At 70.3% G+C, this 21,401-nt stretch carries 18 protein-coding genes; 8 read left to right on the top strand and 10 right to left on the bottom strand.

What is annotated here, in order from left to right; genetic code table 11:
- Window positions 1–7: 7 nt before the first annotated feature.
- Window positions 8–1,168, bottom strand: coding sequence for a Cmx/CmrA family chloramphenicol efflux MFS transporter (locus OU415_RS13365; RefSeq protein WP_270949026.1), 1,161 nt, complete (start codon window positions 1,166–1,168; stop codon window positions 8–10).
- 327 nt (window positions 1,169–1,495) lie between these two features.
- Here OU415_RS13365 and OU415_RS13360 point away from each other — a divergent pair, with 327 nt between their 5' ends.
- Window positions 1,496–2,311: a maleylpyruvate isomerase family mycothiol-dependent enzyme gene (locus OU415_RS13360; RefSeq protein WP_270949025.1), complete on the top strand. Its 816-nt coding sequence runs from the start codon at window positions 1,496–1,498 to the stop codon at window positions 2,309–2,311.
- 2 nt (window positions 2,312–2,313) lie between these two features.
- On the opposite strand, the gene OU415_RS13355 is transcribed toward OU415_RS13360, so the two are convergent.
- From OU415_RS13355 to OU415_RS13345, 3 genes are all read right to left on the bottom strand, one after another.
- Window positions 2,314–2,670 carry a GntR family transcriptional regulator gene (locus tag OU415_RS13355; protein WP_270949024.1) on the bottom strand — a complete coding sequence of 119 codons (357 nt, stop codon included), beginning with the start codon at window positions 2,668–2,670 and terminating at the stop codon, window positions 2,314–2,316.
- 72 nt (window positions 2,671–2,742) lie between these two features.
- On the bottom strand, window positions 2,743–3,378 hold the full coding sequence (locus OU415_RS13350) for a DUF4232 domain-containing protein (RefSeq protein ID WP_270949023.1): 636 nt from the start codon (window positions 3,376–3,378) through the stop codon (window positions 2,743–2,745).
- Window positions 3,379–3,442: 64 nt separating this feature from the next.
- Window positions 3,443–3,808, bottom strand: coding sequence for an STAS domain-containing protein (locus OU415_RS13345; RefSeq protein ID WP_270949022.1), 366 nt, complete (start codon window positions 3,806–3,808; stop codon window positions 3,443–3,445).
- Window positions 3,809–3,876: 68 nt separating this feature from the next.
- On the opposite strand from OU415_RS13345, the gene OU415_RS13340 reads away from it, so the two are divergent.
- Window positions 3,877–5,229 carry a pentapeptide repeat-containing protein gene (locus tag OU415_RS13340; RefSeq protein WP_270949021.1) on the top strand — a complete coding sequence of 451 codons (1,353 nt, stop codon included), beginning with the start codon at window positions 3,877–3,879 and terminating at the stop codon, window positions 5,227–5,229.
- On the opposite strand, the gene meaB is transcribed toward OU415_RS13340, so the two are convergent.
- From meaB to OU415_RS13325, 3 genes are read right to left on the bottom strand one after another with little or no spacing between them, the layout of a single operon-like run.
- Window positions 5,226–6,215, bottom strand: a complete 990-nt coding sequence (gene meaB / locus OU415_RS13335; protein WP_270949020.1) for a methylmalonyl Co-A mutase-associated GTPase MeaB — start codon at window positions 6,213–6,215, stop codon at window positions 5,226–5,228. The two genes, OU415_RS13340 and meaB, sit on opposite strands and share 4 nt — an antisense overlap.
- A 2-nt stretch (window positions 6,216–6,217) precedes the next feature.
- Window positions 6,218–8,422 carry a methylmalonyl-CoA mutase gene (scpA, locus tag OU415_RS13330; protein ID WP_270949019.1) on the bottom strand — a complete coding sequence of 735 codons (2,205 nt, stop codon included), beginning with the start codon at window positions 8,420–8,422 and terminating at the stop codon, window positions 6,218–6,220.
- Window positions 8,419–10,269, bottom strand: a complete 1,851-nt coding sequence (locus OU415_RS13325; RefSeq protein ID WP_270949017.1) for a methylmalonyl-CoA mutase family protein — start codon at window positions 10,267–10,269, stop codon at window positions 8,419–8,421. The genes scpA and OU415_RS13325 overlap by 4 nt, the downstream gene beginning before the upstream one ends.
- A gap of 238 nt (window positions 10,270–10,507) precedes the next feature.
- On the opposite strand from OU415_RS13325, the gene OU415_RS13320 reads away from it, so the two are divergent.
- The gene (locus tag OU415_RS13320) at window positions 10,508–10,939 is read left to right on the top strand and encodes a hypothetical protein (protein WP_270949016.1); all 432 of its coding nucleotides are present in this window, start codon (window positions 10,508–10,510) and stop codon (window positions 10,937–10,939) included.
- Window positions 10,940–10,967: 28 nt separating this feature from the next.
- On the opposite strand, the gene OU415_RS13315 is transcribed toward OU415_RS13320, so the two are convergent.
- Both OU415_RS13315 and OU415_RS13310 read right to left on the bottom strand, forming a co-directional pair.
- Window positions 10,968–11,165 (bottom strand): hypothetical protein, encoded by a 198-nt coding sequence (locus tag OU415_RS13315; RefSeq protein WP_270949015.1) that lies wholly within the window; start codon window positions 11,163–11,165, stop codon window positions 10,968–10,970.
- Window positions 11,166–11,442: 277 nt separating this feature from the next.
- Entirely contained in the window at window positions 11,443–12,930 is a 1,488-nt protein-coding gene (locus OU415_RS13310) for a PucR family transcriptional regulator (protein ID WP_270949014.1), read from the bottom strand.
- Between the two features lie 150 nt (window positions 12,931–13,080).
- Here OU415_RS13310 and OU415_RS13305 point away from each other — a divergent pair, with 150 nt between their 5' ends.
- The 3 genes from OU415_RS13305 (at window position 13,081) to OU415_RS13295 (ending at window position 16,881) form a co-directional block, all read left to right on the top strand.
- Window positions 13,081–14,514: a sodium:solute symporter gene (locus tag OU415_RS13305; RefSeq protein WP_270949036.1), complete on the top strand. Its 1,434-nt coding sequence runs from the start codon at window positions 13,081–13,083 to the stop codon at window positions 14,512–14,514.
- A 68-nt stretch (window positions 14,515–14,582) separates the two neighbouring features.
- Complete coding sequence (locus OU415_RS13300) at window positions 14,583–16,232, top strand: thiamine pyrophosphate-binding protein (RefSeq protein WP_270949013.1); 1,650 nt, start codon at window positions 14,583–14,585, stop codon at window positions 16,230–16,232.
- An 82-nt stretch (window positions 16,233–16,314) separates the two neighbouring features.
- Window positions 16,315–16,881 (top strand): GNAT family N-acetyltransferase, encoded by a 567-nt coding sequence (locus OU415_RS13295; protein WP_270949012.1) that lies wholly within the window; start codon window positions 16,315–16,317, stop codon window positions 16,879–16,881.
- On the opposite strand, the gene OU415_RS13290 is transcribed toward OU415_RS13295, so the two are convergent.
- A complete protein-coding gene (locus tag OU415_RS13290; protein ID WP_270949011.1) occupies window positions 16,882–17,535 on the bottom strand; it encodes a TetR/AcrR family transcriptional regulator in 654 nt (217 codons plus the stop codon).
- A gap of 123 nt (window positions 17,536–17,658) precedes the next feature.
- On the opposite strand from OU415_RS13290, the gene OU415_RS13285 reads away from it, so the two are divergent.
- Together OU415_RS13285 and OU415_RS13280 are read left to right on the top strand one after the other, a co-directional pair.
- Entirely contained in the window at window positions 17,659–18,780 is a 1,122-nt protein-coding gene (locus tag OU415_RS13285; RefSeq protein WP_270949010.1) for a serine hydrolase domain-containing protein, read from the top strand.
- A gap of 86 nt (window positions 18,781–18,866) precedes the next feature.
- On the top strand, window positions 18,867–21,377 hold the full coding sequence (locus OU415_RS13280) for a DEAD/DEAH box helicase (protein WP_270949009.1): 2,511 nt from the start codon (window positions 18,867–18,869) through the stop codon (window positions 21,375–21,377).
- Window positions 21,378–21,401 lie beyond the last annotated feature (24 nt).

The following is a 21,401-nucleotide window of genomic DNA, read 5'->3' as shown; positions in this document are numbered from 1 at the left end:
AGTCGGCTCACCGCTCGACGAGCGCGTGTCCCGACAGGAGCGTGATGACGAGAGCTACCGCCGTCAGAACGGAAGCGACCCACACAGGAGCGAGCGTTCCCAGCCCGGTTGCGAGACCGAACGCACCGAGAGCAGGCCCAGCAGCGGCTCCGATGTTCAGCGCGGCGGTCGCGTACGAACCACCCATCGTCGGCGCGCCCGAGGCGGCGTAGAGGACCCGTGTGATCAGGGTGCTGCCGACACCGAACGACAGCATTCCCTGAACGAGAACCAGAACGATGAGGAGCACGGGATGCGACGCGAACAACGCCAGCACGACCCACCCCGCCAGCAGCAGCGGTCCACCGACAGCGAGCACGAGGCCAGGCCGTTGATCCGACAGCCGCCCTGCGATCGTGACACCGAGGAACGATCCGACGCCGAACATCACCAGCGCGATGGAGATCCACCCATCAGCCAGCCCCGCAATCCCGGTCACGACGGGTGCTAGGAAGGTGAAGGCTGCGAAGGTGCCGCCGTTGACCAGTGCGCCGAGCGTCATCGCGAGGACGAGCCGAGGCGAGCCCAACTGGCCGAGCTCGGCCAGGAGCTTCGGCGAGACGGCCTTGGTCGCCATCTGGCCGGGCTTGTTCGCGACTTCTCGAAGAATCCCGATGGCCGCAGGAATGCAGATGAGGGCAATTGCCCAGAACGTCGTGCGCCATCCCATCGCGATGCCGAGCAGCGCCCCGGCAGGCACGCCCGCGACATTCGCGAGCGTCGTGCCGGACAGCAGGATCGACAGGGCTCGCCCTTTGCGATTTCCGGGCACGAGAGCGGTTGCGGTGCTCAGCGCGACGGCGAGGAATCCGGCGTTCGCGAGCGCACTGATCACACGGGTGACGAGGAGGAGCGGGAACACAGGTGTGATCGCTCCAACGACGTGGCAGCTCGAGAACACGAGCAGGCAGACGAGCAACGTGAGCCGTGGCGGCCACCGACGAGCGAACGCGGCCATCATCGGCGCGCCGACGACCATTCCGATGGCGAATGCGGAGGTCAGCAGACCTGCTGTGCCGACGGTGACGTCGAGATCGGTTGCAATCGCGGGGAGCAATCCCGCGAGCATGAACTCCGAGGTGCCCATGACGAAGACCGCTAGGGCAAGCACGTGGAGAGCGAAGGGCATCGAGTGCTCCGAGGTGAGAGATCGAACGTGGTCTTCTCGTCACCACGGCCAGCGGCCCGGAGTACGCCAGACACCCCCGTGCGGGGCTGGGGCGCTTAGCAGTTCACGGGGCTGACGGTGTGACCGGCAGCCCCAGACGTGTCTGACTCGGGACTCGACATGGCGTGGACTCTACATGGGCTGGATGGCGATGTGCCTGGACGGTTGCCTGTGCGTCAGCGCGATGTCATTGCGCGCGGAGGAACGAAGTCCCTGGACACCACAGCTAATTCGATGGCTGTTGCGGGGCGGGGGTGGGAGCATCCCGGCATGACGAGATTCGGGCCCGTGCTGGATGTTCGTCGCTTGTTCGTCCGGGAGCGGGCGGAGCTGCTCGCGCTGCTGAGGTCGCTGAGTGCCGAGGACTGGGCGAGGGAGACGGTGTGCCCGGGTTGGGACGTGCACGACGTGGTCGGGCATGTCCTGAACGACTACGTGCGGCGGATTTCCGGGAGCCGGGACGGGTTCGCCGGGGCGACGTTCGCCAACGACGAGACCCTGCCGTCCTACTTGGCCCGCACCAACGACGAATTCGTCCGGGCCGCGCGCCAGTGCAGTCCCGAGTTGATGATCGAGCTGCTGGGGCACCTCGGCCCGGAGCTGGACCGGCTCTGGGCGGGCTTCGACCTCACCGCACCTGCTCCGCTGGACGTGTCCTGGGCGGGTCCGGGCCGGAGCCCGGCCTGGTTGGACATCGCCCGCGAGTACACCGAGTTCTGGGTGCACCAGCAGCAGATCCGGGACGCGGTGGGACGACCGGGCGCCGATCAGCCGGAGCTCGTGCACCCCGTGCTGGACACGTTCTTGCGAGGGTTGCCGCACGCGCTGCGCGAAGTCGAACGACCGCACGGCACGGCGGTCCGAGTCGTCGTCACCGGTCCGTCAGGAGGAACCTGGCACGCGGTGTCCGACGAGGGGCGCTGGCGGATGGCCGGTGACGAGACTGAGCTCAGCGCCGGGGCGACGGTCACCATGCGGCCGGACGATCTGTGGCGGCTCGGGACCAGGGGAATCACCGTTGCCGAAGCCCGCCGACGAGCAGACGCGGAGGGCGATCCCGCCCTGGTCGAGGCGGTGACGGCGCTGCTCGCGGTCGTTGCCTGAGCTCAGGCCTTCAACGCTGCTCGGACGATCGCGAGGGCTTCGTCGGCGGGGATTCCCAGGGCGTGGGTGATCTGGGCGTAGGTGGCTGCTGCTTCGGCCGCTCGGGCCGCTGACTGGTCGCCCGCGTCGGAGACGAAAGTGCCTGCGCGGCCCCGGGTTTCGATCAGGCCGACCTGCTCCAGCTCGCGGTAGGCCTTGGCCGCCGTGTTGGCCGCGATGCCCAGGTCCGCGGCGAGGGCTCGGACGGTCGGGAGCTTGGTGCCCACCGCCAGCTCGCCGCTGCGGATCTGCTCGGCGATGGTCGACCGCACCTGCTCGAAGGGCGGCACGTCGGAGTTGGCGTCAACGCTGATCCGCATGGTCCATCGCTTCCGGTCGAGGTCAGTGCGGTCCCAGTATCCGCTCCGGTCCCGAGTGGACTCCAGCCGGGATCACGCCCGCCCGTACGGGGAGATCGACACACCCTTGGCGCACACGCTGCCGCCGGTCCACGGGGTTTCCTTGGCGTCGGAGGTGTTCGGCGGGTACACGGCGACGGTCTTCGGCTCCAGGCAGGGCGAGGACTCCGGGCTCGACGACCAGCCCAGCGGTGCGGTGAACCGCTCACCGGGCTTGATCTCCAGCAGCTCCTGCGTCGAACCGCTCTGGCTGGTGGGGATGCTGAGCTGCTGGTGGCCCGCGTCGTAGAACGTCAGCTCCGGGAATCCGCCCAGGCTGCAGGCCTCGGTGCCGACGTTGGCGATGAACAGGTCGGCCTCGCGGGCCACGTCCTCGTCACCGCGGTGCTCGACGCGCACCGACAGCGCGTCGGCCGTGCACTTGCCGAAACCCGTTCCCTCACCGGGGTGTTCCTCGGGCTGCCCGTTGCCCGACTGCTCGGAGGATTCAGCGGACTCCGAGGTTTCCCGTTCCGGCTGGTTCGGGTTCGGCTCGCCGACGGCGATGCCCTGCTGCCCGTCGTTGGTCGGGGTGGGGGCCGAAGCGCCCGACGCGCAGGAGCTGAGACCGACGCTGAGCGCGACGGCGGAGAGCACGGCGATGGTGGTTCGCTGGTGGCGCACTTTCACCCTTCCGGACGTTCGAGCAGTCCACCGTGGGACGTGCGCCGGGGCACCGGGGTTGCTTCGGATCTCAGGATTTCCGGAACGCGTCGGGCGCGCGCCAAGAGCGCGCCGAGGGGAGATCGGGCACGATGGGGAGCACTTCGTTCAGGCGGGTGATCCGGAAGAGCCTGAGCAGCCGCTCAGCGGTGCACACCAGAACCAGATCGCCGTCGTTGGTGCGCATCCGCTTCAGGCCGCCGACCAGCACGCCGAGCGCGGTGCTGTCCATGAAGTCGACCCGGGTGAGGTCCACGATCAACCGGGTGGCACCGTCGTTCGCCGCGTCGATCAACCGTTCCCGCAGCGCGGGCGCGGTGTAGACGTCGATCTCGCCGCTGACGGAGATCAGCGCGACGTCGTCGGGCAGCCGCGTGCTGGTTGCGCTGAAGTCCATGTCGTCCACGGTATCGGCCGAACCCGATCCGGCGCCGTGCTCGCGCGGTCGGTGGCATGCTCATCGGCATGATCGGTTCGTGGTGGAAGTGGCCGGGGCGGGAAGTCGGGCGCGTTTCCGTGATGCCCGCCCGGTCGATCTGGATCGGGGCGCTGGTGCTGCTGGTGGTGGCGGCGGTCTCGATGTGGACGCTGCTCGCCCTGTTCGGAGCCGGAAGCCCGCAGGACAAGGTCCGCCTGGAGATCATCAAGCTGGCCGGCGGCATCGTGGTCGGCACCGGCGGCGCGGCAGCGCTGCTGCTCGCGGCACGGCGGCAACGCGCCACCGAACTGCAGCTGGCCCAGAACGAGCGGGATCTCGCGCAGAAGGAACGCGCCGCTGACGACGCCCGCCACGATGCCGTGGAAAGGCGGATCACCGAGCTCTACTCCTCCGCCGCGGAGCAACTGGGATCGGACAAGGCCCCGGTGCGCCTGGCGGCGCTCCACGCCCTCGAACGGCTCGCCCAGGACAATCCCGGCCACCGGCAGACGGTCGTGGACCTCCTGTGCGCCTACCTGCGCATGCCGTTCGCCAATCCCGACACGACCCGCGCGGAGGAACGGGACGAACAACGTCAGGAACTCCAGGTGCGGCTCACCGCACAACGCCTGCTCACCGCTCACCTCCGTCCCGGAGCGGATTCGAAGTTCTGGGCCGATATGGATCTGGACCTGACCGGAGCCATGCTCGTCACGTGGGGCATGGAGGCCTGCCGCATCCGCAGCGCTTTGTTCGACGGGGCGGTGTTCAGCCGCGACGCTTCCTTCCGGCAAGTGGAGTTCGGGGGTGCGGCTTCGTTCCGCAAAGCCAGGTTTCGCGGTGCGGCTTCGTTCGACGGAGCTCGGTTCCATGAGAGGGCCGGGTTCGGCGAGGTGGAGTTCCTCGGTGAGGTTTCATGCCGCACGGCGGAGTTCGACGGCGCGGTTTCCTTCGACGAGAGCGTTTTCCACGATCCGGCCTCCTTCTCCGAGGGGAAGTTCAGCGGTACGTGTTCGTTCCGGCAGGTTGACTTCCGAGACGTGATTTCGTTCCGGGAGGTGGAGTTCGGCGACGCGGCATCGTTCGGTGATGCGGAGTTCCGCTGCGGGGCGTCCTTCGCGGGAGCGCACTTCCAGGACACCGCCTCGTTCGGTCTGGCGCGGTTCCAGGGCACGACTTCGTTCTGCGAGGCGGAGTTCTGGGACGTGCCGTGGTTCGACCAAGCCCAGCTGGAGGAGCTGGACCTCTCCGAGGCCTGGACCCTCGCACCTGACCGTGCGACCGATCAGGATTGGCTGCGGAGATTTCCCAGGTGGCGGCTCGTCGACGGAGAAGTGCCGGATGAGCAGCAGCGCCGTTGGTGGCGATTCGTACCGGACACCCGGGAAGTCGCCGACTAGGAACTGCTCCGGAACGCGTCGAGCAGCCGCTCGGCGGCCAGGCCTGCGGTCAGTTCTCCCGCCCGCACCTGGGATTCCACCTCGCCGAGGATCTCGCGGACACCCGGGTGGTGCGTCAGCTCCGACATGAGCTGGTCGCGCACCAGCGCCCAGGTCCACTCGACCTGCTGGCGGCTGCGCTTGTCCGCGAACTCGCCGGTCTCGGTCAGCGCTTCCCGGTGCTGCTCGACCTGTTCCCACAGCGAGTCCAGGCCGAGGCCCTGCAGACCGCTGCAGGTCAGCACCGGCGGCGTCCAGCTGGCGCTGATCGGGGTGAGCAGGCGCAGGGCGCCGCGGAGTTCGCGGGCGGCCTTGCGGGCTTCGGCCGCGTGATCGCCGTCGGCCTTGTTGACCGCGATGATGTCGGCCAGCTCCAGGACGCCCTTCTTGATGCCCTGCAGCTGATCGCCGGTGCGCGCCAGGGACAGCAGCAGGAAGCAGTCCACCATGCCCGCCACCGTCACCTCGGACTGGCCGACACCGACGGTTTCCACCAGCACCACGTCGAAACCGGCGGCCTCCATCAGCACGATGGTCTCCCGCGTCGCGCGCGCGACCCCGCCGAGCGTGCCCGCCGACGGCGACGGCCGCACGAACGCGGCCGGGTCGCTGGCGAGCTTGCCCATCCGGGTCTTGTCGCCGAGGATGCTGCCGCCGCTGCGGGTGGACGACGGGTCGACGGCCAGCACCGCCACCCGGTGCCCGTTGCCGGTCAGCATCGAGCCGAGCGATTCGATGAACGTCGACTTGCCCACGCCGGGCACGCCGGTGATGCCGACCCGGTGCGCGCCGCCGCTGTGCGGCAGCAGCTCGACCAGCAGTTCCTGGGCCAGCGCGCGGTGGTCGGCGCGGGTGGACTCCACCAGCGTGATCGCCTGCGCCAGCTTGGTGCGGGAGCCGGCGAGCACGCCCTTGGCGTAGTCTTGGACGTCGATCTTGCGCGGCATGATCAGTGGCCGAGCCGGGTGCGGAGTTCGTCGAGCAGGCCCAGCGCGGCCTCGGCGATGACGGTGCCCGGCGGGAAGATCGCCGAGGCGCCGGCCTGCCGCAGCGCGTCGAAGTCGGCGGGCGGGATGACCCCGCCGACGACGATCATGATGTCCTCCCGGTCGATCGCGGCCAGCTCGTCGCGCAGCGCGGGCACCAGCGTGAGGTGCCCGGCGGCGAGGCTGGAGACGCCGACGACGTGCACGTCGGATTCGGCGGCCTGGCGGGCCACCTCGGCCGGGGTCTGGAACAGCGGGCCCACGTCCACGTCGAAGCCGAGGTCGGCGAAGGCGGTGGCGATCACCTTCTGGCCGCGGTCGTGGCCGTCCTGGCCCATCTTGGCGACCAGGATGCGCGGGCGGCGGCCTTCGGCCTCGGCGAAGTCCTCGACCTGCTGGCGCGCGGTCTCCAGCTGCTCCGACGGCCCCGATTCGTCCCGGTACACGCCGGTGATCGTACGGATCTGGCCGGAGTGGCGGCCGAACACCTTCTCCAGCGCGTCGGAGATCTCGCCGACGGTGGCCTTCGCCCGGGCCGCGTCCACGGCCAGCGAGAGCAGGTTGTGCGCGAGGTCGTTCGGGCGGTCGTCGGACATCGACGCCTCGGCCGCCGCGGTCAACCGCCGCAGCGCGTCCTCGCACTCCTGGCTGTCGCGTTCTTCCCGCAGCCGCCGCAACTTCTCCAGCTGCTGGGCGCGGACTCCGGCGTTGTCGACCTTGAGCACGTCGATCTGCTCGTCGCCGTCGTAGCGGTACTTGTTGACGCCGATCAGCGGCTGGCGGCCGGAGTCGATGCGGGCCTGGGTGCGGGCGGCGGCCTCCTCGATGCGCAGCTTCGGGATGCCCGCGTCGATGGCCTGGGCCATGCCGCCGGCGTCCTCGACCTCGGTGATGTGCGCCCACGCGCGTTCGGCGAGGTCCTGGGTGAGCCGTTCCAGGTAGTAGCTGCCGCCCCACGGGTCGATCACCCGCGTGGTGCCGGACTCCTGCTGCAGCACCAGCTGCGTGTTGCGGGCGATGCGCGCGGAGAAGTCGGTGGGCAGCGCCAGCGCCTCGTCGAGCGCGTTGGTGTGCAGCGACTGGGTGTGGCCCTGGGTGGCGGCCATCGCCTCGACGCAGGTGCGCACCACGTTGTTGTAGACGTCCTGGGCGGTCAGCGACCAGCCGGAGGTCTGCGAATGGGTGCGTAGCGACAGCGATTTCGGGTTCTGCGGGTCGAACTGCTTGACCAGCTTCGCCCACAGCAGCCGCGCCGCGCGCAGTTTGGCGACCTCCATCGCGAAGTTCATCCCGATGCCCCAGAAGAACGACAGCCGGGGCGCGAACGCGTCGGTGTCCAGCCCGGCCTGCCGCCCGGCGCGCAGGTACTCGACACCGTCGGCGAGGGTGTAGGCCAGCTCCAGGTCGGCGGTCGCCCCGGCCTCCTGGATGTGGTAGCCGGAGATCGAGATGGAGTTGAACTTCGGCATCCGCTGCGAGGTGTAGGCGAAGATGTCGGAGATGATCCGCATCGACGGCTGCGGCGGGTAGATGTAGGTGTTGCGGACCATGAACTCCTTGAGGATGTCGTTCTGGATGGTCCCGGCCAGCTTCTCCGGCGCGACGCCCTGCTCCTCGGCGGCGACGATGTAGAGCGCCATCACCGGCAGCACCGCGCCGTTCATGGTCATCGACACGCTCATCCGGTCCAGCGGGATGCCGTCGAAGAGCTGCCGCATGTCGTAGATCGAGTCGATGGCCACCCCGGCCATGCCGACGTCACCGGCCACGCGCGGGTGGTCGGAGTCGTAGCCGCGGTGGGTGGCCAGGTCGAAGGCCACCGACAGGCCCTTCTGCCCGGCGGCGAGGTTGCGGCGGTAGAAGGCGTTGGACTCCTCGGCGGTGGAGAACCCGGCGTACTGCCGGACGGTCCACGGCTGGTTGACGTACATCGTCGGGTAGGGGCCGCGCAGGAACGGCGCCAGACCGGGGTAGGTGTTCAGGAAGTCCAGGCCCTCGGTGTCGGACGAGGTGTAGAGCGGTTTGACGCCGATGCCCTCGGGCGCCTCCCACACCAGCGCGTCGGACTCCTTGCCGGTGGCGGCGAGCAGTTCTTCCTGCCAGCGCTGGGGGTCTGCGGGCTGCGGCGCGTCCAGCGGGATGTCGGCGAAGTTCGGGATCTGCGTCATCGTCGGACTCCCAACTGGTCGTGGACGTCGGTGAGGACGGCCAGCGCATCGCACCCGGCGAAGACGAACCCGTCCACCCCGGCCAGGTCGCTCGGCTTGCCGGCCAGCAGCACGTGCTGGGCCCCGGCCCGCTTCAGCGCTTCAGCTGTTTCCGCCGCGCGTTCGGCGTAAACCTTGTCGTTGGAGCACAAGCACACCACCGCGGCGCCGTCGTAGGCCTCGACGATGTCCTCAGTGGACTCGGTGGGGCCCGCTTCGGTGCAGTCGATGCCGCCTGCGGCGAAGAGGTTCCGCGCGAACGAGGCGCGCGCGTTGTAGGCAGCCAGCGGGCCGAGCGTCGCGAGGAACACCGCCGGTCGCGTGGGCTGCGCGTCTGCGGCGTCGCGCAGGCGCTCGAAGTCCTCGGCGTAGCGGTGGACGGGGAGGCCGCCCGCGGGCTGTTCGGGAGCGGGTTCGCGCTCCAGCGACGGCTCGTCGAGGTTCGGGAACTCGCTGACACCGGTGATCGCGTCCTCGCGGTGGGCGATCGCGGTGCGGCGCTGCTCCCAGGTGGCGGCCAGCTCGTCGCCGATCAGGCCGGACTCCAGCGCGGCCGGCAACCCGCCGGCGGCCTCGATCCGCTGGAACCAGGCCCAGGCCGACTTCGCCAGCTCATCGGTCAGCGACTCGACGTAGTAGGAGCCGCCCGCCGGGTCGATGACCTGCGCGAGGTGCGATTCCTCCAGCAGCAGCGACTGGGTGTTGCGGGCGATGCGCCGGGAGAAGTCGTCCGGCAGGCCGATCGCGGCGTCGAACGGCAGCGTGGTCACCGCCTGCGCCCCGCCGATCCCGGCGGCGAAGGACGCGATCGTGGTGCGCAGCATGTTCACCCACGGGTCGCGGCGGGTGAGCATCGCTTCGGAGGTCACCGCGTGCTGCGCCTGGCCCCGCGCGTGCTCGGACGCGCCGCTGGAGCGGGTCACCTGCTCCCACAGGCGCCGCGCGGCGCGCAGCTTGGCGATGGTGAGGAACTGGTCGGCGGTGGCGGCGTAGCGGAACTCCAGCAGCCCGGCGGCCGCGTCGACGTCCAGCCCGGCTTCGGTCAGCCACCGCAGGTAGGTGGTCGCGGCGGCCAGCGAGCAGCCGAGCTCCTGCGCGTCCGAGCCGCCCGCTTCGTGGTACGGCAGACCGTCCACGACCAGCGCCTTGAGCTCCGGGAACGCCGTGCAGCGCTCGGCGAGCGCGACCGCGGCCTCCCGGTCCCCGGGCTCACCGGTCCTGGCCTGCCAGCCCAGCGGGTCGGCGCCGAGGTTGCCGCGCAGCGCGCTGCCGCGCACGCCCTGCTCGTCGGCCAGCGCGAGGAAGGCGTCAGCGGCGGCGGCGAAGTCCGCGCCGGCGTCCAGCGTCACGCCGATCATGTCCAGGTGGACGCCTTCCAGTGCGTCCGCGAGGTCGTCGACGGCCAGGCCGCCGCGGCCCAGCCGCAGCCAGAGCGAGGACACGCCGTTGTAGAGGTCCGCCAAGACCTCGCGGTTGGTCTCGGCTGCGTCCGGGTGCTCGTGGCGCTGCCGCACGTCCCAGCCCTCGGCGACGCTGCCCTGCGCGCGGCTGCCCCGGACGAACGGCGTCAGCCCCGGCACGCCCTGCTCACCCGGGGAGCCGGTGTAGAGCGGGTGCACGGTGATGCCGTCGTAGGTGGTGGTGGCCAGCACGTCCTCGACCGGCCCGGTCGTGTTCTCGTCGACCAGGCCCGAGCGCTGCAGGACCTTCTGCACCTGGGCCTGCCACTGCTCGCGGGTCGGTTCCGGGAATTCGGCAGCCAAGGCCAACTCCGGCCCGACGCTGCTCGACTTCGAGTGCGCCACCATGGGAACAGATGGTAGGCCGGTGTCCGGATTTCGAACCCGATCAGATCTGTGACGCGCATCGCAAGCCGCAGGCGCCGCGGCGCGGTTGTGGGGTTCGGCGCTGCTGGCGCCCCGTTTTTGGCGACCGCCGACAATTGCGCTTCCGGGTTCGCGCGGCGGTGCTGATCGACGACTGCCGTCGGCCCGGTACGTTCGAACGGGTGAGCTGCGGTTACCGGGTTTCGGAGGGGGAGTGGAGATGCGGCTGGTCCTGCTGGTTCTCGCGGTCTTCGGCGTGATCGGGCTCAGCGGTTGCAGCGGATCTGGGGAGGCCGAACCGTCGGTGGACGAGGCCCTGGCGTTCACCGGGCTGGTCGTCCCGCAGGGTTCGGAAGTGGTCGCGTTCGACGCCGAGCACGGCATCGACTCCCGCTACCGGCTAGCGGTCGCCGTCAACGCCGACGCGGTGGATCGCCTGCTCGCGGATTCGCAGTTCAGCGCCCCGCTGGAACAAGGACGAGCAGCAATCCAGGCCTCGCTGCCGCAGGTCTCGATCGGCACCGACATCGCCTCGGCCACCGACGAACTCCCGCCGGGCCCAGGCCGACCGACCGAAGCGCACCGCGAACTCCTCCTGGACCGCTCGAACCCGGCCCGCCCGGTGATCCACGTCTGGGCCTTCACAACCTGACAGCATTGCTGTGCGGGCTTTGCCCGGGTCATGGTTCGCGACCGCAGAGGTGGTAGACCCAGCCCGCTTCGGGGGAGTAGTGGAGCTCGTAGTGGGTCTCGATCTTGGGGCCGTCGTGCAGGTGGATGTGCCGCAGCAGCCGGCCCGCGACGGCTTCCGAATCCCGGAGATCCTGCATCCGCCCGTCCAGCGGCCCGCCGATGAACCGCACGTTCCGGCTCGACATGGCACCCCTCCTCCCGCGCTGCTTCACCTTCGGCCCCAATCGTCCCCGATCCCAACCCCCCAACACCAGCGCGCGAACCGGTGGGTCGACCGATCCACCCCGTTCCGCCGTCCGCGTTCCGGCGGTCCGCAAATTCAATGGAAATCAGAGGTCCGATTTCCATTGAAATTGCGGAAGTTCTCCCCAGTCCGGGCCACTTGTCCACCCCCCCCCCCCACGCCCGGGGGGCCGCAGTTTCAATTGAAACTGCAGATCCCAGGCACGGCGGATCACAGTTTCAATTGAAACTGCGGGGTGGTTCCCAGCGGAGGGCGAACCAGAGCTCCATGCGGGTTTCCGGGTCGGCGAGGTCCGCGCCGAGGGCTCGTTCGGCCTGGCCGATGCGGTGGCGGACGCTGTTGCGGTGCACGCCGAGCGCAGTTGCCGTGCGCTCCCAGTTGCCGTGGTGGGCCAGCCAGACGCGCAGGGTGTCCCGGAGGCCCCCGGGTTGCCGGTCCGGGTCCAGCGCGCGCAGGGGAGCGAGGACTTCGGTGGCGAATGCGCTGGCCGCGTCGGACGGGACCATTGTGGACAGTCTGAGGTCGGAGTCGGCGACCACCGGGCGGCCGAGGGATTTGGCCCGGTCCAGGAGGTTCTCGACCTCCCGCACCGCGCTGGGCAGGGAGTCGGCCCGGTGCTGTCGGCTGACCACCGGCAACCAGCCCTGGTCGCGCATTCCGGAAAGGAGCTCCGGGGCGGGCGGGACGTTGACGATCGCGGTGAACCCGCCGTCGGCGAGCTGGACCAGCGGGGTGCGCAGGTGGGTGCTCAGCCAGTCGTGATCAGCGGCGTCGTCCGCCGCACGCCGTCGCACCGCGGTCCCCGCGACCACCCGGTACTCGCCGCCGGGGAGGAGCCGGGTCAGCACGTCTTCGGGCGGGCCGTCGTGCAGCAGAAGCGCAGTGGTGGCCGCGCTCAGCGGCGCGTCCTTCGCGCGACCGGCTAGCCCCAGCAGTCCGGCGCCGACCGCGACGATCGCCCGCTCGGTGGCGTCGAAGCGCCGCCGGCGGCCGAGGACGAGCAGGTGCGAAGCCGTCGCTTGCGGCGAAACAGGTTGTGCCAGCAGCGAAGTCCCGTCCGGGAGCTCGGTGGTCGCGCTGCGGATCCCGCGTCCTGCGCGCAGTTTCGCCAGCAGCTCCGACACCTCGGCCGGCCACTGCGCGGGCGCGCCGTGCTCGGCCACCGGCTCGTCGTGCTGCCCGGCCAGCGCTGCCCACGCATCCAGCTGCTGCGCGAGCTCCCGCACCAGCGGTCGCAGGCCCTCGGCCGCGGCCTTGATCAGCGCTTCGCGCGCCACCGCGACCCGCCGCTGGTCGCGTTGCGCGGCCTCCGCCAGCGCCACCGCAACCGCCCGGTTGATCGCCAGGAACGGCGTCCGGGGCGGGACCACGAGCAGCGGCAGGCCGTGCCGCACGCACGCCTCGCGCAGGGCGTCCGGCACCGCTTCGTGCATCGGAGGCGTCACGCCGAAGCCGAGAGCCGTGATCCCGGCACCCAGCAGGCCCAGCACGTAGCGCTCGACGTCTTCCGGTGCGGTGGCGAAGTCGACGCCTGCCGTGAGCAGCAGTTCGTCACCCAGCAGGTACGGGCCCGGATCGCGGAGCTCGCTGACGTGCGCCCAGCGGACCGGGCGCTCCAGTGCGCCGGGGCGGAGGCTGTCGGCCACGACCTCCAAGGCCAGCCCGGCGTCCTCGACGACCGCGCGCAGCGGGATCGCGAAAGTCATAACGACCACAGCGTACGTCGAACTGGGACGGATCGTCCCATGTCGCCCCGGTGGACGCGGGCCTACGGTTTCCGGAAACAGCGGTGCCCCAGCTCACCGCCGTTCGGGGTGAGCCCCGATGACCTGCACGTTCTGCACGAGGAGGCCGCCGTGGTCGGTGACTACGCGGTGATCGCGATCTACATCGCCGGGATGATCGGCATCGGCTGGGTCGGCATGCGGCTGGCCCGCACCAAGAGCGACTACCTGGTCGCCGGGCGCCGGCTCGGCTGGTTCATGTACTCCGGGACGATGTCGGCGATCGTGCTCGGCGGTGCGTCCACCATCGGCGGCATCGGGCTCGGCTACACGCACGGCATCTCGGGCGCCTGGCTGGTGCTGACCATCGGGCTGGGCATCCTCGCGCTGCACGCGTTCTTCGCGCGGCGCCTCGTGAAGCTGCGGGTCTACACCGTCTCGGAGATGCTCGACCTGCGCTACGGCGGCTCGTCGACGGTGATCGCCGGCGTGGTGATGTGGGGCTACACGTTGATGCTCACGGTCACCTCGACGCTGTCGTTCGCCACCGTCTTCCACGTGCTGTTCGGGGTGTCCAGCGCGGTCGGCATCGCGATCGGCGGTTCGATCGTGGTGCTGTACTCGGTGCTCGGCGGCATGTGGTCGATCACGCTGACCGACATCGCGCAGTTCGTCATCAAGACCATCGGCATCCTGCTGGTCCTGCTGCCGATGGCGCTGTTCGCGGTGGGCGGCTTCGACGGCATGGCGCAGCGGGTGCCGCCGGACTTCTTCGACCTGACCAGCATCGGCGGCGCCACGATCGTCACCTACGTGCTGACCTACGGTTTCGGCCTGCTCATCGGCCAGGACATCTGGCAGCGCGTGTTCACCGCGCGCACCCCGCGGGTGGCGACCGGCGGCGGCCTGGTCTCGGGCGTGTACTGCCTGGTCTACGGCTTCGCGGGCGCGCTGATCGGGATGGCGGCCAAGGTGCTGTACCCGAACCTCGGCAGCGCTGACGACGCGTTCGCCACCATCGTGTCCAACCTGCTGCCGACCGGTGTCCGCGGCCTGGTGCTGGCCGCCGCGCTGTCGGCGCTGATGTCGACCTCCAGCGGCGCGCTCATCGCCTGCTCGACCGTGACCACCACGGACGTCCTGGGCAAGCTGCGCGGCAAGTCGGGGGAGGCGGACCTCAAGACCAACCGGATCACCACCCTCGTGCTCGGGGTGCTGGCGATCGTCGTCGCGATGCTCGTCAACGACGTCGTCTCCGCGCTCACCGTCGCCTACAACATCCTGGTCGGCGGGCTGCTGGTGGCGATCCTCGGCGGCCTGGTGTGGAAGCGCGGCACCCGGGCCGGCGCGCTGACGTCGATGGTGGTCGGATCGGTCGTGGTGATCATCTCGATGGCGGTTCACGGACTGCTCGCCAACGAGCCGATCTACTACGGTCTCGGCGCGAGCCTGGTCTGCTACGTGGTGGTCAGCCTGCTGACCCCGCGCACCGACCCGGCCGTGCTGGAGACGTGGAACGAGCGCATCAGCGGCGCGCAAGCCGAACCCGCTGGTCAGTCGTCGTGAGCACTTCGGGGCGTTATGGCACCCCGAACTGCTCACGAGACCTGGCCAGGCACGACTGGAGGAACTGGATGATCGGCAGCAGGATCGGTGGCGACCTGGTCGTCGAGACGTTGCGCGCGCTCGGCGCCGACACCGTGTTCGGCCTGCCCGGGCAGCACGCGCTGGGTCTCTTCGACGCGCTGCGCCGAGCTCCGGACCTGCGGCTGATCAGCTCCCGCGTGGAGAACAACCTGGCCTTCGCCGCCGACGGGCACGCCCGCGCCCGGCTGGCCGCCGATCCCGCGAGCCCGGTGCCGGTCACGCCGATGATCGTCTCGACCGGTCCGGGAGCGCTGCTGACGCTGGCATCGCTGCAGGAGTCGCGGGCCTCCTCGGTGCCGGTGCTGGGCATCTCCAGCCAGGTCCCGGCGGCCGGGCTCGGCGGCGGGCGGCACGGCTACCTGCACGAACTTCCCGATCAGCAGGCCAGTTTCCGCGACGTGGTCAAGTCGGTGCACGTGGCGCGCACGGCCAGCCAGATCCCCGGCGCGCTGCGCGAGGCATGGGAATCGGCCGCGACCGCGCCGTACGGCCCGGTGTGGGTGGAGATCCCGCAGGACGTCCTGCTCGCCCCCGCCGGACTGCCCCCGATCACCTCCGCGACCGCGCGACCAGCGCCGCTGGAACCCCTGCCGGAGCTGATCGACGAAGCTGCGCGGCTGCTCGCCGACGCCGAGAACCCGGTGATCCTGGCCGGCGGCGGCGCGGCGCGCTCGGGTGCCGGGGCTGAACTGCTGGAGCTGGCCGAGGCGCTGCGCGCGCCGGTGCTGAGCACGTTCGGCGCCAAGGGCGTCTTCCCGTGGGAGCACCCGCTGTCCGGGCAGTCGTGGATGGAGGACTGGCACAGCACGGAGTTCCTCGCCGACGCCGACGTGCTGCTGGTCGTCGGTTCCGGACTCGGCGAGCTGACCAGCAACTACCACCGCTTCGCGCCGCGCGGCCGGCTCGTCCAGATCGAGGCCGACGCGGGCAAGCTCGAATCGAACCACCCGGCGCTGGGCGTCCACGCCGACGCCAAGCTCGCCCTGTCCGCACTGGTGGACCGGGTCCCGCGACGCGAAGCCGACGGCCGGGCCGAGAAGGCGGTCGCCGACCTGCTGGAACGGGTGCGCGCCCGGCTAGCGGCGCAGGACCTGGAGCTGGAGCAGCGGATCCTCGGCGAGGTCCGCGCGGCGCTGCCCGAGGGCACGCCGAGCTTCTGGGACATGACGATGCTCGGCTACTGGGCCTGGTCGGCCTGGAACGCCGACGGCGCGCCGATGCACACGGCGCAGGGCGCAGGCGGTCTCGGCTTCGGCCTGCCCGGAGCGCTCGGCGCGGCGGCGACCGGTCGTCCGGCGCTGGCGGTGTCCGGCGACGGGGGAGCGATGTACGGCATCGCGGAGCTGGCCACGGCGGTCCAGCACCGGCTCGACGTGACGTGGCTGATCGTCGACGACGGCGGTTACGGCATCCTCCGCGAGTACCTCACCGGCACCTTCGGCGAATCCACCGCCACCGAGCTGGCCCGCCCGGATTTCGTCGTCCTGGCCTCGGCTTTCGGCGTCCCCGCGGTCGAAACGACCCCGGACCGCCTCCGCCAGGACCTGGCCGACGCCTTGAACGCTCCGGGTCCGAGCGTCGTGGTCCTCCCGCAGCACCTCCGCCTGTTCGCCCCGACCCACCTCGACCAGGACTGACGGAAACCCGGTCGGCCGCGCGCATCGGATCTAGCATGGTGCGTCGCGGTCGACCCGACCGCGCGGGCGGAAGGACCCGGGCATGGCGTACGCGGTTCGGCCTCTGGACGCCTCGACGTGGACTGCGTTCGCCGAGCTCGTCGAGCGCAACAACGGGATCTTCGGCGGCTGCTGGTGCCTCGGCTTCCACCCGGAGCGCGGCCAGCGGGGGAGCGTGCGCCGCGAGATCAAGGAAGAACGAGTCCGCAGCGATCGCGCGCACGCCGCGCTCGTGCTCGACGACGACGGCCTGGTGCAGGGGTGGTGCCAGTACGGCAGCCCCGAGGAGCTGCCGGGCATCAAGCACCGGCGCGAGTACGACAAGGACGCGCCACCGCTCCCGGACTGGCGGATCACCTGCTGCTACGTCGACCCGAAGCACCGCGGCCAGGGCATCGCGCGGGCAGCGCTCGGCGGCGCGCTCGACCAGATCGCCCGGGCCGGTGGTGGTCTGGTCGAAGCGATTTCCGAGGTGACCACCGGCCGCGAGTCACCGGCCCGGTTCCTGTTCAGCGGGACAGTCGAGCTCTTCGAGCAGTTCGGCTTCGCCCGCGGGCGGCAGGTCGGCAAGCACGCGTGGCTCGTCAGCCGGACCGTCGACCCGGTGTGATCAGGGGATTGCGGCTTCGATCCGGTCGAGCTGGGCGGCGAGGAGCTCTTCGAACGCGTCGCGGCGGTCGGCTCCGACCGGGCGGATGTCGCGGCCGTAGTAGGCCAGCGCGGGGAAGCGCGCCGGATCCGCGCCCAGCACCGCGACGCGGAACAGCTCCATGCCCTGCTCGTGCTCCTCGGGCGTTCGGGTGCTGACCCCCGCATCGGAGGCGATCAGCGACACGATCAGGACCGCGATCCGGTGGTAGTGCGCCGGGATCTCCTCATCGGGCAGGCCTGACGCCCGCAGCGCTTCCAGCACTTCTTCGATGACCATCCGGGAACCGGTGCCGCCCGAGGCGTAGCGCCCCCAGATCCCGGCGAGCTGCGGCTGCTGCCCGAAGGCGTCCCGCAAGCGCAGGGCCAGGGTGGTGATGCGCTGCCTCCAATCGCCTTTGGGGAGGTATCCGTCCATGGCGGTGGTGAGGATCCGGTCGGCCACCGCGCGCAGCAGATCCGTCTTGTTGCGGAAGTGCCGGTAGAGGCTGGAGGAATCGGTTCCGAGCGCTGCGGCGAGCTTGCGCACGCTGAACGAGTCGGCGTCGCTCGTGCGGAGCAGCTCCGCCGCCGTGTCCAGGATCTCCTCGGTCGACCAGCGCCTTCGGCCCGTCATCTCGCCCCTCTCGTCGGAGGCCCAGCATAACTGATGCACTTGTTGTTGCACGCGGTGCGTGCATAATGGCGGCACGTGCTTGCTGAGCGGTCCGCACCGGGCGGAGGAGAAGGGGCGTGCGCTGTGACGAAACCGTTGGATCCAGCCGAGTTAAACGCCGCTGTCGAGGACGTCCACCGCGCCGGGGTGCCCGGCGTGTTCGCCGAGGTGCGCGCCGGAGACCAGGTTTGGCGCGGCGCGGCCGGCGTGGCCGATGTCGACACCGGACGTCCGGTCACCGCCGACATGCGGCACCGCGTCGGCAGCGTCACCAAGACCTTCACCGCCGTCGCGGTGCTGCAGCAGGTCGAGGCCGGCCGGATCGAGCTGGACGCGCCGATCGGCGGCTACCTCCCGGAGCTGGTTCCGGGGGAGCGCGGTGACGCGATCACGGTCCGGATGCTGCTCAACCACACCAGCGGACTCGCCGAATACCTCCCGGTCGCCTACCCGTCGCTGAAGGCGTTCCCGGACCTGGCGGGCACCACGCCGCAGAGCCTGGACGACCACCGGTTCACGCGGTTCGACGCCACCGAGCTGATCGAGATGGGGGTGACCTCGCCCGCCGTCGGCACTCCGGGCGGCACCCCGGGGGTGTACTCCAACACCAACTACCTGCTCCTCGGCGAACTGCTGCAGCAGGTGACCGGCACCCCGGCGGCCGAGCACATCACCCGCAACGTCATCGACCGCGCCGGGCTCCGGCACACCGAGCTCCCAGCCGAGCCGCGCATCAGCGGACCGCACTCCCGGCTCTACGAGTCCTGGTTCGGCATGATCGACCCGCCCCGCGACTACAGCGTCTTCGACATGTCGTGGGTGGGCCCGGCGGCGGCACTGGTGTCGACCGTCGCGGACCTCAACCGATTCTTCGGACTGCTGCTCGCCGGCGAACTGGTCAACCGGTCCTCCCTGGCCGAGATGCAGCGCACCAACCCGGTCATCTCCCAGGAGGGGGAGGTGATCGACTACGGCCTCGGCCTGCACCCGATGAACGCTCCGGGCCAGGACACCTTCTGGGGCCACGGCGGCACGGCCTGGGGAGCCGGTGCGCTCACCATGATCCGAGCCGACGGCGAACGCCAGATGTCGGTCGCGGTCAACCTGCAGCGCTGGAACACCCTCGACGCCACGGGCAAGCCGAAGCCGCACCCCATCGACGACGCCCTCAAAACCCTCCACCATCTCGCGATGCACGGCGGGTGATCACCGGGGCCCCGGGTCCGGAGGTTCGTGGTTTCGGACACCCCGGGTCGCTTCGGCTGGAGTTGTGCAGGGACGATGGGGGGACGATGAAGCTCACCGACCACCTCCCCGCGACCGACACGCCCGACCCCGATGAACTGCTCGAGGCGTTCGTCTCCTGGACCACCGATCAGGGCATCGAGCTCTATCCGGCGCAGGAAGAGGCGCTGATGGAGGTGGTGACCGGGGCGAACGTCATCCTGAGCACCCCGACCGGCTCCGGCAAGAGCCTGGTGGCCACCGGCGCGCACTTCACCGCGCTGGCCGCGGGCAAGCGCAGCTTCTACACCGCGCCGATCAAGGCGCTGGTGTCGGAGAAGTTCTTCTCCCTCGTCGACGTCTTCGGCGCGGAGAACGTCGGCATGATGACCGGCGACAGCAGCGTCAACGCCGATGCCCCGATCATCTGCTGCACCGCGGAGATCCTGGCCAACATCGCGCTGCGCGACGGCGAGCTCGCCGACGTCGACCAGGTCGTGATGGACGAGTTCCACTTCTACTCGGAGCCCGACCGCGGCTGGGCCTGGCAGGTGCCGCTGCTGGAGCTGCCGCGCACCCAGTTCGTGCTGATGTCGGCCACCCTCGGCGACGTCACCTTCTTCCAGAAGGACCTCACCCGGCGCACCGGACGCGAGACCGCGGTGGTCACCTCCGCGGAACGGCCGATCCCGCTGACCTTCCGCTACGCGAAGACGCCGCTGCACGAGACGATCGAGGAACTGCTGGCCGGGCAGCAGGCCCCGGTCTACGTCGTCTACTTCAACCAGGCCTCCGCGCTGGAGCAGGCGCAGGCGCTGATGAGCGTCAAGGTCGCCAGCCGCGAGCAGCGCGACCAGATCGCCGAGGCGATCGGCGACTTCCGGTTCACCGCAGGGTTCGGCAAGACCCTGTCCCGGCTGGTCCGGCACGGCATCGGCGTGCACCACGCGGGCATGCTGCCGAAGTACCGGCGGCTGGTCGAGCAGCTGGCGCAGGCCGGGCTGCTGAAGGTCATCTGCGGCACCGACACGCTGGGCGTGGGCATCAACGTGCCCATCCGCACCGTGCTGATCACCGGGCTGACCAAGTACGACGGCGTGCGCACCCGGCACCTGAAGGCGCGCGAGTTCCACCAGATCGCCGGTCGCGCCGGCCGCGCGGGCTACGACACCTCCGGGTACGTCGTGGTGCAGGCGCCCGAGCATGAGATCGAGAACGAGCGGGCGCTGGCCAAGGCCGGGGACGACCCGAAGAAGAAGCGCAAGGTGGTGCGCAAGAAGGCGCCCGAGGGCTTCGTGTCCTGGAGCGAGAAGACCTTCGAGAAGCTGGTCGGCGCCGAGCCGGAGCCGCTGCGCTCCAGCTTCACCGTCAACCACGCGATGCTGCTCAACGTCATCAACCGACCTGGCGACGCGTTCGCGGCGATGCGGCACCTGCTGGAGGACAACCACGAGGACCGGCCGACGCAGCGCCGCCACATCCTGCGGGCCATCGCGATCTACCGCGCGCTGCTGGCCGCCGACGTCGTCGAGCAGCTCGACGAGCCCGACGAGCAGGGCCGCCGGGTGCGGCTGACGATGGACCTGCAGTTCGACTTCGCGCTCAACCAGCCGCTCTCGCCGTTCGCGCTGGCCGCCATCGAACTGCTCGACGTCGACTCGCCCAGCTACCCGCTGGACGTGCTGTCGGTCATCGAGTCCATTTTGGACGATCCGCGGCAGGTGCTGTCGCAGCAGCAGTTCAAGGCCCGCGGCGAGGCCGTCAACCAGATGAAGGCCGACGGCATCGAGTACGACGAGCGGATGGAGCTGCTCGAGGAGATCACGCACCCGAAGCCGCTGGCCGACCTCCTCGACGCCGCCTACGAGACCTACCGCAAGGGGCACCCGTGGGTCGGCGAGCACGAGCTGTCGCCGAAGTCGGTGGTGCGCGACATGTACGAGCGCGCGATGAACTTCGTGGAGTTCGTCAACCACTACGGGCTGGCCCGCTCGGAAGGCCTGGTGCTGCGCTACCTGGCCGACGGCTACAAGACGTTGCGGCACACGGTGCCCGACGACGCCAAGACCGAAGAGCTCACCGACATCATCGAGTGGCTGGGCGAACTGGTGCGCCAGGTCGACTCGAGCCTGCTCGACGAGTGGGAGAAGCTGCGCCACCCCGGTGCCGAGCCCGCCGCCGTGATGCCGGTGGACGAGGGGCCGGAGCGGATCACCGCGAACAAGCGGGCCTTCCGGGTCCAGGTGCGCAACGCGCTGTTCCGCCGCGTGGAGCTGGCGGCACGTCGCCGCTACGACGAGCTCGGCGAGCTGGATGGCGACAGCGGCTGGGACGCCGAGGCGTGGGAAGACGCGCTGGAGGAGTACTTCGAGCAGCACGAGGAGATCGGGGCGGGCCCGGACGCGCGTGGCCCGGCGCTGCTGATGATCACCGAGGAGTCGGACCGCTGGCTGGTCCGGCAGATCTTCGCCGACCCCGACGAGGACCACGACTGGGGCATCAGCGCGGAGGTCGACCTCGCCGCCTCCGACGAAGCCGGCACGGCCGTCCTGCGCATCACCGACGTCAACCAGCTCTGACCCGCTCGCGCCATTTCCCGGCTC

It is taken from the genome of Saccharopolyspora oryzae, from assembly GCF_027853915.1.
Lineage (GTDB): Bacteria > Actinomycetota > Actinomycetes > Mycobacteriales > Pseudonocardiaceae > Saccharopolyspora > Saccharopolyspora oryzae.
The sequence above is the reverse complement of the archived record's forward strand: the minus strand, read 5'-3'. Positions and strand labels throughout refer to the sequence as shown.